At 64.3% G+C, this 14,996-nt stretch carries 12 protein-coding genes and 2 pseudogenes; 6 read left to right on the forward strand and 8 right to left on the reverse strand.

Annotated features, from left to right (window positions below; translation table 11 throughout):
- The first annotated feature begins 96 nt into the window (after positions 1-96).
- Together EKK97_RS23940 and EKK97_RS23945 are read left to right on the forward strand one after the other, a co-directional pair.
- Positions 97-1,184: pseudogene (locus tag EKK97_RS23940) on the forward strand (tripartite tricarboxylate transporter permease).
- Positions 1,178-1,969, forward strand: a complete 792-nt coding sequence (locus EKK97_RS23945; RefSeq protein ID WP_201296920.1) for a hypothetical protein — start codon at positions 1,178-1,180, stop codon at positions 1,967-1,969. Before EKK97_RS23940 ends, EKK97_RS23945 begins: the two are co-directional and overlap by 7 nt.
- Positions 1,970-2,002: 33 nt before the next feature.
- On the opposite strand, the pseudogene EKK97_RS18420 reads toward EKK97_RS23945, so the two are convergent.
- The 3 genes and pseudogenes from EKK97_RS18420 to uraH all read right to left on the reverse strand — a co-directional run bounded on the left by EKK97_RS18420 (position 2,003) and on the right by uraH (position 4,605).
- Positions 2,003-2,688 (reverse strand): annotated as a pseudogene (locus EKK97_RS18420) (GntR family transcriptional regulator).
- A 187-nt stretch (positions 2,689-2,875) separates the two neighbouring features.
- Entirely contained in the window at positions 2,876-4,087 is a 1,212-nt protein-coding gene (locus EKK97_RS18425; RefSeq protein WP_159554110.1) for a urate hydroxylase PuuD, read from the reverse strand.
- A gap of 164 nt (positions 4,088-4,251) precedes the next feature.
- Complete coding sequence (gene uraH / locus EKK97_RS18430) at positions 4,252-4,605, reverse strand: hydroxyisourate hydrolase (protein ID WP_159554112.1); 354 nt, start codon at positions 4,603-4,605, stop codon at positions 4,252-4,254.
- A gap of 191 nt (positions 4,606-4,796) precedes the next feature.
- On the opposite strand from uraH, the gene uraD reads away from it, so the two are divergent.
- The 3 genes from uraD to EKK97_RS18445 all read left to right on the forward strand — a co-directional run bounded on the left by uraD (position 4,797) and on the right by EKK97_RS18445 (position 7,769).
- The gene (gene uraD, locus EKK97_RS18435; protein ID WP_159554114.1) at positions 4,797-5,327 is read left to right on the forward strand and encodes a 2-oxo-4-hydroxy-4-carboxy-5-ureidoimidazoline decarboxylase; all 531 of its coding nucleotides are present in this window, start codon (positions 4,797-4,799) and stop codon (positions 5,325-5,327) included.
- A 304-nt stretch (positions 5,328-5,631) separates the two neighbouring features.
- Positions 5,632-7,017 carry a uracil-xanthine permease family protein gene (locus EKK97_RS18440; protein ID WP_159554116.1) on the forward strand — a complete coding sequence of 462 codons (1,386 nt, stop codon included), beginning with the start codon at positions 5,632-5,634 and terminating at the stop codon, positions 7,015-7,017.
- 140 nt (positions 7,018-7,157) lie between these two features.
- Entirely contained in the window at positions 7,158-7,769 is a 612-nt protein-coding gene (locus EKK97_RS18445) for a phosphoribosyltransferase (RefSeq protein WP_159554118.1), read from the forward strand.
- Positions 7,770-7,865: 96 nt separating this feature from the next.
- Here the strand turns inward: EKK97_RS18445 and EKK97_RS18450 are convergent, their stop codons facing one another.
- The gene (locus EKK97_RS18450) at positions 7,866-8,219 is read right to left on the reverse strand and encodes a phasin family protein (RefSeq protein ID WP_159554120.1); all 354 of its coding nucleotides are present in this window, start codon (positions 8,217-8,219) and stop codon (positions 7,866-7,868) included.
- A 143-nt stretch (positions 8,220-8,362) separates the two neighbouring features.
- The gene (locus EKK97_RS18455) at positions 8,363-9,070 is read right to left on the reverse strand and encodes a glutathione S-transferase N-terminal domain-containing protein (protein WP_159554122.1); all 708 of its coding nucleotides are present in this window, start codon (positions 9,068-9,070) and stop codon (positions 8,363-8,365) included.
- A 385-nt stretch (positions 9,071-9,455) separates the two neighbouring features.
- Here EKK97_RS18455 and EKK97_RS18460 point away from each other — a divergent pair, with 385 nt between their 5' ends.
- Positions 9,456-11,285, forward strand: a complete 1,830-nt coding sequence (locus EKK97_RS18460) for an L-lactate permease (protein ID WP_159554124.1) — start codon at positions 9,456-9,458, stop codon at positions 11,283-11,285.
- A 75-nt stretch (positions 11,286-11,360) separates the two neighbouring features.
- On the opposite strand, the gene EKK97_RS18465 is transcribed toward EKK97_RS18460, so the two are convergent.
- From EKK97_RS18465 to EKK97_RS25025, 3 genes are all read right to left on the reverse strand, one after another.
- Positions 11,361-11,885, reverse strand: a complete 525-nt coding sequence (locus tag EKK97_RS18465; RefSeq protein ID WP_159554126.1) for a gamma carbonic anhydrase family protein — start codon at positions 11,883-11,885, stop codon at positions 11,361-11,363.
- A gap of 76 nt (positions 11,886-11,961) precedes the next feature.
- Positions 11,962-14,457, reverse strand: a complete 2,496-nt coding sequence (locus EKK97_RS18470; protein ID WP_340162985.1) for an FAD-binding and (Fe-S)-binding domain-containing protein — start codon at positions 14,455-14,457, stop codon at positions 11,962-11,964.
- Positions 14,352-14,969: an FAD-binding oxidoreductase gene (locus tag EKK97_RS25025; RefSeq protein WP_236551287.1), complete on the reverse strand. Its 618-nt coding sequence runs from the start codon at positions 14,967-14,969 to the stop codon at positions 14,352-14,354. Before EKK97_RS25025 ends, EKK97_RS18470 begins: the two co-directional genes overlap by 106 nt.
- Positions 14,970-14,996 lie beyond the last annotated feature (27 nt).

The following is a 14,996-nucleotide window of genomic DNA, read 5'->3' on the forward strand; positions in this document are numbered from 1 at the left end:
GTGCTCGAGAATATCGTTTCGGCCCTGGACATCCTGTTCCAGCCCGCGCGGCTGCTGGCGCTGTTCGCTGGTATGCTGGCCGGGATGGTCTTCGGCATGCTGCCGGGACTCGGTGGCGTAGCCGCCGTGTCGATTCTGCTGCCGTTCATCTACCTGATGGACGGCTACGCCGGGCTAGCCATGCTGCTCGGAGCCATCTCGGTGATCTACACCTCGGACACCATCACCTCGGTACTGCTCGGTGCCCCGGGGTCACCGGCCTCGGCGCCCACCGCCATCGAGGGCATGCGCTGGCCAAGCAGGGCAAGGCCTCGCTGGCGCTCGGCGTCGGTTTCCTGGCGTCGATGGTGGGCGGCCTGTTCGGCGCCCTGATCCTTTCCGTCGCCATTCCCATCGCCGGCCCCCTGGTGCTGGCACTGGGTACGCCGGAGCTGTTCATGTTCGCCCTGGTGGGACTCTGCTTTGCCGCCAGCATGGTCGGCAAGGACCTTGCCGTGGGACTTGCGGCCGCCTGCTTCGGCATCCTGCTGGGAGTGGTTGGCGCCGCGCCGGCCGCCGCCAACTATCGATTCATCTTCGGCCAGTCCTACCTGATGGATGGCCTTTCGCTACCCATCGTGGCGCTGGGGCTGTTTGCCGTCGCCGAGCTGATCAGCATGGTCGCCTCGGGTGGGGGCATCGCCACCAAGCCGACTCCACTGGGAAAGTGGGGAGATAGCTTCCACGAATTCTGGCGCAGCCGCTGGCTGATCTGCCGCTCCTCGGTGATCGGTATCTTCGGCGGCTTCGTCCCGGCGGTAGGAGCCAGCGCCTCCACCTGGATCGCCTACGGTCATGCGATGAGTTCCACCAAGGACAAACGACGCTTCGGCAAGGGAGAGATTCGTGGCGTAGCCAGTGCCGAGGGAGCCAATAACGCCACGATCATTTCCGACCTGGTGCCCACCATGCTGTTCAGCGTACCGGGCGGCCCCGCTGCCGCCATTTTCCTCGGCGCGCTGTTCTCGTTCGGCTTCTACCCCGGCCCACGCATGGTCAGCGAGTCGCCGGATCTGATGTACATGATCGTATGGAGCGTGGCGCTGGCCTCGGTGATGGGTGCCGCGATCTGCTTCGCCGTGACACCCTACATCGCCCGGCTGACTCGGGTGAACTTCGCCCTGATCGCCGCCCGCTGTTGCTGATCATGGTGGCCGGCGCCTACCAGGGCACCCAGACCTTCGGCGATATCCTCGCCCTCCTTGCGCTTGGCCTGCTCGGCTGGCTGATGAAGAATGCTGGCATTCCGCGCGCGCCGGTGCTGGTCGGCTTCGTCCTGGCCACGCCCATGGAGCAATATTTCTGGTTGACCACCCAGATCCACGGCTTCACTTGGCTGACTCGCCCCGGCGTACTGATCATCGCCTCGCTGATCGTGATTCCGCTGGTGTTGAACGTGGCAAGAAGACTGCGGCGGCGAGTCGACGGTGACGACGATACGGGACATAGGACAGAAGCTACCGCCGGTGAAGGCGAACTTCCGGGGCACGACAGCAGCGTCGTATTGATCACGGTACTGCTGATGACCGTGGCTTTTGGCTACGCTTTGGTGGAAATGCTCGGTTACCGCCCCAATGCGCGACTGATGCCGAGCCTCGGTATCGTGCCAGGGCTGCTGCTCAGCCTTTACGTACTGGGCCGCCAGCTGGTCAGGATACGACGCCGGGGGCGTTGCGTGAGTCTCGCCAGCCGCCGGGAACTGCCCGTGCTCGGCGGCATTCTGCTCTACGGTGTCGCCATGTGGCTGATCGGGTTCAATCTGGCCACACTGCTGCTGCTGGCCTGGCTGCTCATCGGCTGTGCCCGAATGCGCTGGATGACGGCCCTGCTCTATGGCGCGACGGTGTACGCCATTGCCCAGGGAATGTTCATGCTGATGCGCCTCACCCCACCCCAAGGAACACTGCTGAATCTCGCCATGCCGTGGTGATGCAGGAAAGCGCCGTTACCCTGACGGCGCGCTTCAGGCCCCGAATATACGATGCAGGTCGGGGTTTCCGCCTCCTCCTCGACGATCGACAGCGACGCCTCGATCGCCTTGAGGTGACGGCTCATGAAGGCCGTGGCACGCTCGCCGTTGCGTGCCTCGAGATAGCCGATCAGGTCGTCGTGGTCGTGGGATTCGCAGCCCAGGTGCCCGGAGCTGCCGTAGACCGCCAGGATCAACGACGAACGCGAACAGAGCTGACCGACGAAAGCCGCCAGAGTGGCATTGCCCGAGAGCTGGGCCAGGCGTTCATGGAAGGCGGCGGAGAGCTTGATTGCCCGGCTCTGTTCGCCCGACTTGAGTGCCTCGCGCTCGCGGCGGGCCATGTCGCGCAGCTCGCGGACGTCCTCGGCAGTGATGCGCCGAGCCACTTCCGGCATCAGCCCGCACTCCACCATCTGACGAGCATCGAAGACGTCCTTGGCTTCATCGGCGGTGGGCCGTGTGACGCTGGCACCGCGACGCGGCGTCAAGGTCACCAGCTGCTCCAGCGCCAGACGCTGGAGGATCTTGCGCACGCCGGTGCGGCTGATACCGAATACCTCGGCCAGGGCATCTTCGCGCAGGCGCGCGCCGGGGCGCAGACGATGTTCGATGATGGCATCGCTGATGGTGCGGTAGATCGCCTCATGCCGCTCGGCGCCATCGCCATTCTTGCCCATGCGCCGGGGCTTGGCCTTGCCCGCATCGCCAGCTTCGGCCAGACGCTGCCGCTGGTTCATGATCCCCCTCCTCGCATGCCAACACTGGTAGCCATTGTATACGCAACCTCCCTCAACTATCGAACCAATGAAGACGCCCCAGCGCCGCCGAGAGCGGGCTGGGGCGTCTGCGGATCCCGGTGGGTGTCTACTCCGACCAGGCGGCGATCACCTCGCGCTCCTCATCGGTCATGCCGGTCATGTTGCCAAGCGGCATGTACTTGCTGCCCACCACCTGCTGGATGCGCTCCTTCTGCCCGCGAATCTGGTCCGCGCTGTCGTAGGCGATGCCGGCAGGCGGCGCGGAGAAGCCCGGCTGGGTCGGCTGACGCGAATGGCAAGCCACGCAGTGCTGGTCGATCAGGGCGTGAACCTCCTCGAAGCTGGGCCCCTCGGCCTCCGTCAGGGTCGCTCCACCGGTCGTGGCCTGCCCACCGGGCATCGCCAGCCAGAAGACAACCAGGATCAGCGCCGTGCCCGCCGCCGGGTAGGCCGGCTGGATCTTGCCCATGTGCATCAGTACGAAGAACTGGCGGATCAGCGCACCGGCAAAGATGAACAGCGACATCAGCACCCAGGCGTATTCGTGGTTGTACACGAACGAATAGTGATTGCTGATCATCAGCAGCACCACCGGCAGGGTGAAGTAGGTATTGTGAACCGAGCGCTGCTTGCCGCGCTTGCCGTCCAGCGGGTTCGGCTCCTCACCGGCCTTCATCGCCTTGACCATGCGCCGCTGGCCGGGAATGATCCAGAAGAACACGTTGGCCGACATGGCGGTGGCCATGACCGCACCGGTGAGCAGGAAGGCGGCCCGCCCCGAGAACATCTGCACGCTGAGGTAAGCCACGACGATCATCAGCACGGCGACGGCCAGGCTGAGCACCCCGTCGCGCTCCATGTTGGGGCTGATGCGCTTGCACATCTCGTTGTAGATCACCCAGCCCGCCAGTAGAAACACCAGCGCCAGCACGTTGGCCTGCCAGCCGCTCATGTTGGCGGCCCACTCCCAACTGCTGTTGGGATTGACCAGATAGAAGCCCGGGTTGGTCATGTAGAGCAGCACGAACAGGGCAAAGCCGGAGAGCCAGGTGGTATAGGACTTCCAGAACGACCAATGGAGATCCTCGGGCAGCTTGGCGGGCGCCGTCGCGTACTTCTGGTTGTGATAGAAGCCGCCGCCGTGAACGGCCCACATCTCGCCGAACACGCCCTTGTCACGATCCTCGGCGGCCTTGGGCTTGCGCAGCCCGTTGTCCAGCATGACGAAATAGATCGACTCGCCGATCCAGGCGATGGCCGCGATGACGTGCAGCCAGCGCAGCATGAAATTGACGAATTCCAGCAGGTAAGCTTGCATCTGAAGGGTCTCGATACGTGATTGTTTTATACGCAGCTTTGATTCGGAAAGCCGGCGAGCGAGGCCAAGCTAGGCAAGAACCGGCCAAGGCTCGGGGTTTGATTGGCAGATTTAGCCGCTCTCTAACCCAATCCGGTCCAATTTTTCCAGTCTTCGAATAAAGCTTAGCTTCCGCGGTAGGTGGAGTACCCGTAGGGCGACACCAGCAGCGGCACATGATAGTGCTGCGAGGCATCGGCAACGCCGAAGCGCAGCGGAATGACATCGAGGAAGCGCGGCTCGCTCGCCTGGATCCCCTGTTGGCGCAGATAGTCGCCTGCATGGAAGACCAGCTCGTACTCGCCGGCCCGGAAGTCGTCGCCTTCCAGAATCGGTGCATCGCAGCGTCCATCGTCGTTGGTCCTTACTGTCTTCAGCAGCGAACGCTGCTCGCCCTCCAGGCGATAGACGTCGATGCGGATGCCTTCGCCAGGGCGACCCTGGGCAGTATCCAGAACGTGTGTGGTCAGTCGTCCCATATCGTTTCTCCCGTTGTCAGCCGGAGCTTGAGCGGCGGCCCTGACCCGAGCCTTGGCGCTGACCGAGGTTCGCCGCATGCCATGAAGACAGTTTTAGCCATTCTGGTGGTACATTTCAAAGTTTTTTTGTATACACTTTTGAAAGAACACGCTTCGATCACTGCATGACAGCACTGACCATGGAGATCACGATGAACGACAAGACACTCGCGCCGCGCCCCAGCACGCTCGACCGCGACGAATTCGTGGCACGCTTCGGCGACATCTACGAGCACTCCCCCTGGGTGGCCGAGTTGACCTGGGAGCGCGGGTTGCAGCCGGCGCAGGACACCCCGGCAGGCCTCGCCGAGGCCATGGGCCAGACGCTGAGCAGCGCCACGGCGGAACGTCAGCTCGAGGTGATTCGCGCCCACCCCGACCTCGCAGGCAAGGCCGCCATCGCCGGCGAGCTGACCGACGACTCCACCCGCGAGCAGGCCGGTGCGGGCCTCGACCAATGCACGCCCGAGGAGATGGCCCGTTTCGAGCGCCTCAATGCGGCATACAAGGGGAAGTTCGGCTTTCCCTTCGTCATGGCCGTGAAGGGCAGCGACAGGCACGCCATTCTGGCGGCCTTCGAGACGCGCCTGGAGAACTCACCCGCGGAGGAGCGCCGTACCGCCATCGAGCAGATCAATCGCATTGCCCGCTTTCGCCTGGAGGAGCGTGTCGCGAATCGCTGATCTCGCAGACTTCCCGGCCTTCGGCCGGTCTGCGATATGGCGCAGTGCTATCGGCCCATGGAAACCCGCCAGTGATATCGTGGCGGGTTTTTCGTCGCTGCTCGAGCATCGCCGATAGCCGACAAAACATGACCAAACGGTCAAAATACTACATCCAACCTATTGATATAGAATAGAAAGCAGTTTTAGTAGACAAAAATAGCTAGAAATTGTCTTTTAAACGACAGTGCATTGTGTACATTTCTTGGCAGGGTGTGGTGCATGGACACGCACCACTGCGACAACAACAACCGAGAGCCTGACCATGACCGACGCTGGAAAGCCTTCTCAGCCAACCAAGCCCTCACGCACGATCAACCAGAACCCCGACGCCATGCCGCCATTGGGCAAGGCGATTCCACTCGGGCTGCAACACATCATGGCGATGTTCGCCGGCAACGTGACGCCGCCGATCATCATTGCCGGCGTAATCGGCGCCACCGCCGGCGAACAGATCTTTCTCATCCAGGTCGCACTGTTCGTGGCCGGTATTTCAACGCTGGTCCAGACCATCGGCATGGGGCCCATCGGCGCCCGGCTGCCCATCGTGCAAGGCACCAGCTTCGGCTTCCTGCCCGTTGCGCTGCCGCTGGCCAAGGCCTTCGGCCTCCCCGCGGTGCTGGGAGCTTCGTTCATTGCCGGCCTGCTGCAAATCCTGCTGGGTGCGTTCCTCAAGAAGATCCGCCACTGGTTCTCGCCGGTGGTGACCGGCATCGTGGTGCTGCTGATCGGCATCACGCTGATGCCGGTAGGCCTCAACTACGCCGCGGGCGGCGTGGGCTCGGAGAATTTCGCGTCACCGACCAACCTGACGCTGGCCTTCTTCGTGCTGGTGGTGACCATCGCCGTGCATCAGCTGGGGCGCGGCTTCATCAAGGCCTCGTCGATCCTGTTCGGCTTGCTGGCCGGTTACCTGGTTGCCATCGCGCTGGGCATGGTCGATTTTACCAACCTGCGCGATGCCGCCTGGTTCGCCCTGCCCCAGCCCTTCGTCTACGGCATGGAGTTCTCCATGACCGCCATCGTCGGCATGACGCTGATCATGTTCGTGGTGGGGCTCGAAACCATCGGCAACATCTCGGCCATTACCACCGGCGGAGCCGGGCGCCCGGCCAAGGATCGCGAACTCTCGGGCGGTGTAATGGCCGATGGCGTGGCGACCTCCTTCGCCGCCGTGTTCAACACACTGCCCAATACCGCCTACGCCCAGAACGTCGGCCTAATCACCCTGACCGGCGTGGTCAGCCGCCATGTGGTGACCATCGGCGGCCTGCTGCTGATCGCCATGGGCCTGTTTCCCAAGCTGGGTGGCCTGGTCGCGGCCATGCCCCATGCCGTACTGGGAGGGGCCGGCATCGTCATGTTCGGCATGATCGCCTCGGCCGGACTCAAGATCATCAAGGAGTGCGAGCTGGATCAGCGCAACATGCTGATCATCGCGGTGTCGCTGAGCCTCGGCATCGGCCTGCCCGCGGTGGAGGCGATCTCCGAGACCATGCCAGGACAGGCCGGCCTGCTGTTGAAATCGGGTCTGGTACCGGCGGCCGTCGCCGCCTTGCTGCTGGACGCCATTCTGCCCGGCAAGCCTCGCCGCCAGGCACCACAGGAGCCGGTAGCCGCGAAGAGCGAGCAGGTACGCTCTAACGTGTAGGAGGAATCAGGGCGAGGCCACGCCTCGCCCTGCCCTAGCCTGTCCTAGCCCCTCCTTCCCATGTACTGCCGCTGCGCCCGACCATCCCGCCAGGGCGTTCTACACTGCGGTTATCCATGATGGATGGAGGAGAATGCGACATGTTTCGCGACCGCCTGGATGCCGCCGAGCAACTTGCCGAGCGCCTCGCGCACCTCAAGGGCTCCAACCCTCTGGTACTGGCCATTCCCCGTGGTGGCGTTCCCATGGGGCGCTACCTTGCCGACGCTCTCGAGGGGGAACTCGATGTCGTGCTGGTGCGCAAGATCCGCGCCCCGGGCAGCCCCGAATTCGCGATTGGCGCCATCAGCGAAGATGGCACCATGAAGCTCGACGAGGCTGCCTCTCACTTTTCCCAGACAGCGGTAGAGCGCGAAGCCGAGCAGCAGCGCAAGCTGCTTCAGCAGCGGCGCCAACGCTACAGTCCGGTTCGCCCGCCAATACCGCCCGAGGGCCGTGTGGTGGTGATCGTCGACGACGGCAGCGCCACCGGCGCAACCATGGAAGCAGCCCTGCAAACCCTGCACGGCCGTGCCGCACGACTTGTGGCAGCCTTGGGGGTGGCATCGCCGAGCGCCGTCACGCGGCTGGAGGCGATCGCCGATGAGGTCGTCTGCCTCGATGTCCCGCAGCGCTTCATGGCGGTGGGCCAGTTCTATATCGACTTCGGCCAGGTGGAGGAGGAGGAAGTCATGGAGCTGCTTGGCGAATGACCGCGTCGGCAGCGTGAGGGAGGCATACGGCACGCAAGAAAAAGGCCGTCGCCCCTCAGGGGCGACGGCCTTTGCATCGGCAGGGGATGCAGCGACTTACTTGGTCGCGGCGCTGGCGGCCTTGACGTTCTGCTCGGTCAGCTGCTGCCCCTTCTGCAGGAACTCCTGGCTCAGGTCGACCACCTTCTTGGTGTCGCCCTGCAGACGCTCGCCCAGCTCCTTGACGGCTTTCTGCTGAGTCTCGAACACCTGCTTGAGGCCTTCGGAGTCCTTGACGTCGATCCAGGCGCGGGCCTGGGCCAGGCTCAGGTCGGAGTAGCTACGGAAGGCGTCCAGCTGTGCTGACAGCAGCTTCTCGTAGTATTCCAGGGTCAGCGAGCCATAGGCACGCGCCGGAGCGAGGAACAGGGTTTCGAACTGCTGGGTCGCCTTATCTTGGGTCTTGCTCATGAGACACCTCCTACGTTGCGTTATCAAGGCAGGATCGCGCCTTGTTGCATTGCAACATAGCAGCTCGTTTTGTGCGGTGCAACATTATTTGAGCTCATTTTTTGAGCACCGCGACTTCAGCGTGTCGACGCACTCGCCCCCGTTCAGCGATAGGCCCCTTCGATATCCGTGATTCGCATGGCCTTGCGTCCCAGGCCGCCATGGAGATCGAGCATGCGCTCGACCCAACCGTAGACAGGGTCGGCATTCGATACCAGGTCGGCAGTCGACACTACCCGCGCCCACATGAAGGCACCGAAAACGAGATAGTCGGCCGCAGCAGGTGCCTCGCCATCGAGGAAATCGCTGTCTTCCAACTGGCCTCGCAGCGGGGCCAGAGCGGCGTCGAGCTGCGCCAACCCTTTGGCCGGTGAGTGGAATTCCTCGAGGGAACGGCCGAAACGCTTTTCACGACTAGTGCGGAAATAGTCGCGGTCCTTGGGGTCGATGGCGTTGAGCAGGTCCATGACGATGGTCCGCATCATCGCCGGATGCAGCGCCCGTTCGGCGTAATGCTTGAAGAAGCGCGCCCGGGATTCGGCCATGCCATTGCCCAGCAGGGGCGCTTCGGGATAGGCGCGGTCCAGATAGCGCAGGATTTCGTAGCTGTCGATGACCGTCTCGTCACCGTCGACCAGTACCGGCACCTTGTCGTGGTCGGCGAATGCCAGGGCCTGCTTGTCGGTGAAGTGCCAAGGACGCGTCTCCGCCTCGAGTCCCTTGTGAGCGAGCGCGTAGCGCACACGCCAGCAGTATGGGGAAAAACGCAGACCTTCATCGATACCGCAGAGGTCGAAGAGAACCCTTGCCATGGCGCCTCCTGGCGAACGTCGGTAGTGGTCTTCGGATAGTGCCAGCCTTGGCGACAGGATGCCAACCACCATGCCAACCACTATGCCAACCACACCGAGCTCGACTACGCTGGGGGCCATGAGTCTGTCCATTAGTCTAATAACGAATCGCTTCCAGGCACGTGGCAACAGGCATTTTTGGCTCTTATCCGCATGATTTTAAATCCAAAATCGCGATGGCTCATGGAACGCCACTTCATTACAAATTGGTAAGACCAATGATCCAAGGATGGCAACTTCCCAGCGCACTTCGTATCGTTGCCTCCGCGGCCGGCTCAGGTAGAAGCGCTTCGATGGGTGGCCTTCGCCTGCCGGACTCTAACAAGGAGAAATCCGAGGAAACGTCATGACGGATACAACCCTAGCACTACTCGCCTTTACGCCATTGATACTGGCCGGCGTGCTGTTGATCGGCTTTCGCATGGCTGCCAGAACGGCCATGCCCATCGTATTCGTGATCACTGCCCTGATCGGGCTGTTCGCCTGGGAGATGAGCTTCAACCGGGTGCTGGCCTCCACGCTCCAGGGCCTGATCCTGACCGTCTCGATCCTGTGGATCATCTTCGGCGCCATTCTGCTGCTCAACACGCTGAAGCATTCCGGCGGCATTGCCGCCATTCGCAACGGCTTCTCGGGCATCAGCCCCGATCGCCGCGTGCAGGCGCTGATCGTGGCATGGCTGTTCGGCTGTTTCATCGAAGGCGCCTCGGGTTTCGGCACGCCCGCCGCCGTGGCGGCCCCGCTGATGGTGGCGCTGGGCTTCCCCGCCTTGGCCGCGGTCGTGGTCGGCATGATGATTCAGTCCACTCCGGTCTCCTTCGGCGCGGTGGGCACCCCGATCGTGGTCGGCGTGACCGGGGGCGTCAACATGAACGCCATCACCGAGCAGCTCGAAGCGGGCGGCTTCACCTGGCTCGAGTACTTCCGCTTGATCGCAGCGGAAGTCGCCATCGTGCATGCCATCGTCGGTATCCTGATGCCGTTGATCATGGTGGTCATCATGGTGCGCTTCTTCGGCGCCAATCGCTCCTGGAAGGAGGGGCTCTCGATCACCCCGTTCGCCCTCTTCACCGGCGTGGCCTTCGTGGTGCCTTATGCCCTGGCGGGTGTGCTGCTGGGGCCGGAGTTCCCCTCGATGATCGGGGCCATGGTGGGCCTGGCCATCGTCGTACCGGCGGCACGTCGCGGTTTCCTGCTGCCCAAGGACAACTGGGACTTCCCCGAGCGTGACGCCTGGCCGGCCGGCTGGATCGGCAAGATCGAGATCAAGATCGACGATATCGCCGGCAAGACACCGCTCTCCACCTGGATGGGCTGGCTGCCCTACGTGCTGCTGGCGCTGTTCCTGGTGGCATCTCGCACCGTCGATCCGCTGCGTGAAGCGCTCAACGCCTGGACCTTCGGCTGGAGCAACATCCTCGGTGAAGCCGGCGTATCCGGCAGTATCGCCCCACTCTACCTGCCCGGTGGCATCCTGCTGATGGTGGTGCTGGTCACCGCGGTGCTGCATCGCATGCGCGTCGGTGAGCTCAAGGCTGCTTTCGGTGAATCCTCGCGCACCCTGCTCGGCGCCGGCTTCGTGCTGATCTTCACCATCCCCATGGTGCGTATCCTGATCAACTCCGGCGTCAACGCCGCCGACCTGGTCTCCATGCCGGTCGCCATGGCCCAGTTCGTTGCTGACAGCGTGGGCGACGTCTACCCCTTCTTCGCCCCTGCCGTGGGCGGTCTGGGAGCCTTCATCGCTGGGTCCAATACCGTTTCCAACCTGATGCTGGCCGAGTTCCAGTTCAACGTGGCCCAGCAGCTCGGTCTCTCCACCGCCTTCATGGTGGCGCTGCAGGCCGTAGGGGCTGCGGCGGGCAACATGATCGCCATCCACAACGTGGTGGCGGCCTCGGCCACCGTCGGTCTGCTCGGTCGCGAGGGAGAAACGATTCGCAAGACCATCCTGCCGACGATCTACTACCTGGTGTTCGCCGGCGCCATCGCCATGGTGGGCTTCTACGTGCTCAATGTCAGCGATCCGCTGATGGAAGTGGGCCAGATGGAGCAGCCCATCGTCGAGGAGATGGAGCCTGCCGAAGCGGCGGATGCGGCGGAACCGCAGGAGGAGATGGAAGAGTTCGAAGGGGCGGAACAGGAGCCTCTGGAGGAAGCGGAGCAGGAAGACTGAGCCTGACCTGACCCCGTGAACGCTTGCGCCCCCATGCCAACCGCCATGGGGGCGCTCTCCTTTACGCCGCTGTCTTCAGTTGATACGTTCGAGATCGCGCTCGTGCTGGCGCGCTTTTTCCACGTAGACCGCCGCATTGAGACGCAAGCCCTCGATGGCCGCATCGTCGAGCTCCCGCACCACTCGCGCCGGCGCTCCCACGATCAGCGAGTTCGGTGGAAACTCGGCGCCCTCCTTGACCACGGCTCCTGCCGCCACCAGGCAGTTCTCGCCGATCACCGCACCATTCAGGATCACCGCCTGGATACCGACCAGACTCCCGTCACCAATGGTGCAACCGTGCAGCATCGCCTGGTGGCCCACGGTCACGCCCTTGCCTACCTTGAGTGGAAAACCGGGATCGGCGTGCAACACGGCCCCATCCTGGATATTGCTCTCCTCGCCGACCTCCAGGCGTTCGGTATCGCCGCGCAGCACCGCCTGATACCAGACGCTGGCGCCGCGCCTGAGCGTCACCTGTCCGATCACGTCGGCAGTTTCCGCAACGTAGACCTCCTCATGCACGTCGGGGCGGTGTTCTCCGAATCGATAGATTGCCATCGTATTTTCCTCCCTGGGGTTGTCAGGTCGCCAAGGCCGAAGGCCTGCTTCCGTCATGGTGATGGTGTACCGAAGCTCACGCCAGCGCCCGCTCGAGCAAGCGGGCCACATGGATCGCCTCACGGCCGCTGCCGTCGCGGATCTGATGGCGACAGCTGGTGCCGTCGGCCACCAGTACGGTGTCGTCGTCGGCCTCGCGGATCGCCGGCAACAGCGCCAGTTCGGCCATCTGCAGCGAGGCGTCGTAGTGCTCCGCCTCGTAGCCGAAGCTGCCCGCCATGCCGCAGCAGGAGGCGTCGACGGTCTCGACCGTGAGCTCGGGAATCCAGGACAGCACCTGCTCCACCGGGCGCAGCGCGTCGAAGGCCTTCTGGTGGCAGTGGCCGTGCAGCAGCGCGCGCCCGGGCAGCGGCTTGAGATCGAGCGAAAGCTCGCCCGCCTGCCGGGCCCTGACCAGAAACTCCTCGAACAGCATCGCAGCATCCGCCAGGGCTCGCGCCTGCTCGCCGAAGCCGTACTGCAGGAATTCGTCGCGCATGCCGAGCAGGCAGGAGGGCTCGAGCCCGACGACGGCCACGCCGCGCTCGACATGGGGCATCAGGGCATCGAGCGTTCGCCGGGCCTCGGCTTTCGCCTTGTCGAACTGGCCGGACGAGAGGTAGGTACGCCCGCAGCACAGCGGCCGCTCCCCCGGCTTGACGTTGGGATGAACGCGATAGCCAGCCGCCTCCAGTACCCGCTTGGCGGCCCGGGCATTGTCGCTCTCCATATAGTTGTTGAAGGTGTCGACGAACAAGACCACCTCCCTGACAGTCTGGATCGAAGAGGCCAGGGCCGGCGTGCCGTGGCATTCGCTGAGGAAATCGCCGGTGAAGGCCGGGAAACGGCGCTGCGGGGCGAAGCCCAGCGCCCGCTTCAGCGGATGCGCCAGGAAATCGAGACGCTCCACCGCCGCCAGCAGCCCAGCGACCCGCCGTGCCATGGGCGCATAGCGCGGCATCTCGCCGATCAGGCGATCGCGCAGGGCGAGCCCCTTGGTACGCACCCGAGCGGCACGCGCCTCGATCTTGAACTTGGCCATGTCGACGCCGGTGGGGCAATCACGCTTGCAGCCCTTGCAGGAGACGCAGAGGTCGAGCGCCTCCTTGACCGCATCGTCGGCCAGGCCCTGCTCGCCGAGCTGCCCGGAGAGCACCAGGCGCAGGGTGTTGGCCCTGCCCCGGGTCAGGTGCTGCTCGTCCCGGGTGATGCGGTAGCTGGGGCACATGGTGCCGGCATCGAACTTGCGGCAGTGGCCGTTGTTGTTGCACATCTCCACCGCCATCGCCAGGCCATGGGTGGCGTCGCCGGCGCTGCCGGGCTCGCCCAGCTCGCCGGTGAGCGGGTCGCGGGTGACGTTCCAGGCCGACCAGTCGAACAGCGGCGTGAGCGGAATGCGCTGGTAGCGGGTGGGAAAGCGGAAATAGCGCTCGTCGTCCATTTTCGGCGTATCGACGATCTTGCCCGGGTTGAGCAGGTTCTGCGGATCGAAGGCGCCCTTGATCGCCCGGAAGGCGTCGTTGAGGGTCTCGCCGAACTGCCAGGCCACCCACTCGCCGCGGCACAGGCCGTCGCCGTGCTCGCCGGAGTAGGCTCCCTTGTATTGGCGCACCAGGGCGGAAGCCTCCTCGGCGATCTCGCGCATCTTGCGCGCCCCGCCCCGCCGCATGTCGAGGATCGGCCGCACGTGCAGCGTGCCGACGCTGGCGTGGGCGTACCAGGTGCCCTCGGTGCCGTGGCGATGGAACACCTCGGTCAACTTGTCGGTGTACTCGGCCAGATGTTCGAGGGGCACCGCGCAGTCCTCGATGAAGGAGACCGGCTTACCGTCCCCCTTCATGCTCATCATAATGTTGAGACCGGCCTTGCGTACGTTCCACAGCGCCGCCTGTGCGGCGGGCTCGGGCATCTCCACCACGCTGCCGGGCAGGCCCAGGTCGGCCATCAGCTCGGTGAGACGTTTGAGCGAGGCGAGCTGGGTCTGCCGCTCCTCACCGGCGAACTCCACCAACAGCACCGCCTGGGGCCGACCGATCAGCGCCTTCTCGATCACCGGACGGAACGCCGGATTCTCCAGCGACAGGTCGATCATGGTGCGATCGACCAGCTCCACCGCGGTGGGGTCGAGGGTGACGATGTGCTGGGTGAAGTCCATCGCCTGATAGAAGGTTGGGAAATTGACCACACCGAGCACCTTGTGCGTCGGCAGCGGCGAGAGCCGCAGCTTGATGCGCCGGCTCACTCCCAGGGTACCCTCGGCGCCCACCAGCAGATGGGCCAGGTTGACGCGCCCCTGCGGGTCGTAGGGCTTGGGGTTCTGGCAATCGAAGAGATCCAGGTTGTAGCCCCCGACCCGGCGCAGCACCTTGGGGAAGTGCTCGCGGATCTCGGCGGACACCCCCTCCGCAATCGCCTTGACCCGTTCGGCTAGCTCGCGCTCGCGGCCCTTGAGCGGCAGCTCGTCGAAGAAGCCAAAGTGGCCCTCGCTGCCGTCGGCCAGCCAGGCCTCGATGCCCAGCACGTTGTGCACCATGTTGCCGTAGCGGATCGAGCGCGAGCCGCAGGAGTTGTTGCCGGCCATCCCCCCAGGGTGCACTGGGCACTGGTGGAGACGTCCACCGGATACCAGAGCCCATGGGGCTTGAGCCAGGCATTGAGGTGGTCGAGCACGATGCCCGGTTCGACCACCACGGTGCCCGCCTCGCGGTCGAACTCGACGATTTCCCTGAGCCAGCGCGTGGTGTCGATCACCAGCGCCTCGCCCACTGTCTGGCCGCACTGGCTGGTACCGGCGCCCCGCGCCAGGATCGGCACCCGAGCGTCGCGGGCGGCTTCCAGCGCCGTCGTCAGGTCGCGCTGGTGGCGCGGGATCACCACGCCCACCGGCATCGCCTGGTAGATCGAGGCATCGGTGGAATAGCGACCGCGCGAGGCGAGGTCGAACAGCACCTCGCCCTCCATCTCCCGGGTCAGCCGGGCCGCCAGTTCGGTCACCGGCTTGACCCGCGCATTCGGGGTAGCGGTCTTGTCCGTCAGAGACGTCATCGTGCCTTCCTCAGCCGTTGCGGGGAA

This window comes from Billgrantia tianxiuensis, assembly GCF_009834345.1.
Lineage (GTDB): Bacteria > Pseudomonadota > Gammaproteobacteria > Pseudomonadales > Halomonadaceae > Halomonas > Halomonas tianxiuensis.

Coding starts and splice junctions, on each gene's coding strand:
- EKK97_RS25025 (WP_236551287.1), bottom strand. CDS start 14,969: ATGACGTCTCTGACGGACAAGACCGCTACCCCGAATGCGCGGGTCAAG.
- EKK97_RS18425 (WP_159554110.1), bottom strand. CDS start 4,087: ATGCAAGCTTACCTGCTGGAATTCGTCAATTTCATGCTGCGCTGGCTG.
- EKK97_RS18455 (WP_159554122.1), bottom strand. CDS start 9,070: ATGGCAAGGGTTCTCTTCGACCTCTGCGGTATCGATGAAGGTCTGCGT.
- EKK97_RS18440 (WP_159554116.1), top strand. CDS start 5,632: ATGACCGACGCTGGAAAGCCTTCTCAGCCAACCAAGCCCTCACGCACG.
- EKK97_RS18445 (WP_159554118.1), top strand. CDS start 7,158: ATGTTTCGCGACCGCCTGGATGCCGCCGAGCAACTTGCCGAGCGCCTC.
- EKK97_RS18450 (WP_159554120.1), bottom strand. CDS start 8,219: ATGAGCAAGACCCAAGATAAGGCGACCCAGCAGTTCGAAACCCTGTTC.
- EKK97_RS18470 (WP_340162985.1), bottom strand. CDS start 14,457: ATGGTGCACAACGTGCTGGGCATCGAGGCCTGGCTGGCCGACGGCAGC.
- EKK97_RS18460 (WP_159554124.1), top strand. CDS start 9,456: ATGACGGATACAACCCTAGCACTACTCGCCTTTACGCCATTGATACTG.
- EKK97_RS18465 (WP_159554126.1), bottom strand. CDS start 11,885: ATGGCAATCTATCGATTCGGAGAACACCGCCCCGACGTGCATGAGGAG.
- uraD (WP_159554114.1), top strand. CDS start 4,797: ATGAACGACAAGACACTCGCGCCGCGCCCCAGCACGCTCGACCGCGAC.
- uraH (WP_159554112.1), bottom strand. CDS start 4,605: ATGGGACGACTGACCACACACGTTCTGGATACTGCCCAGGGTCGCCCT.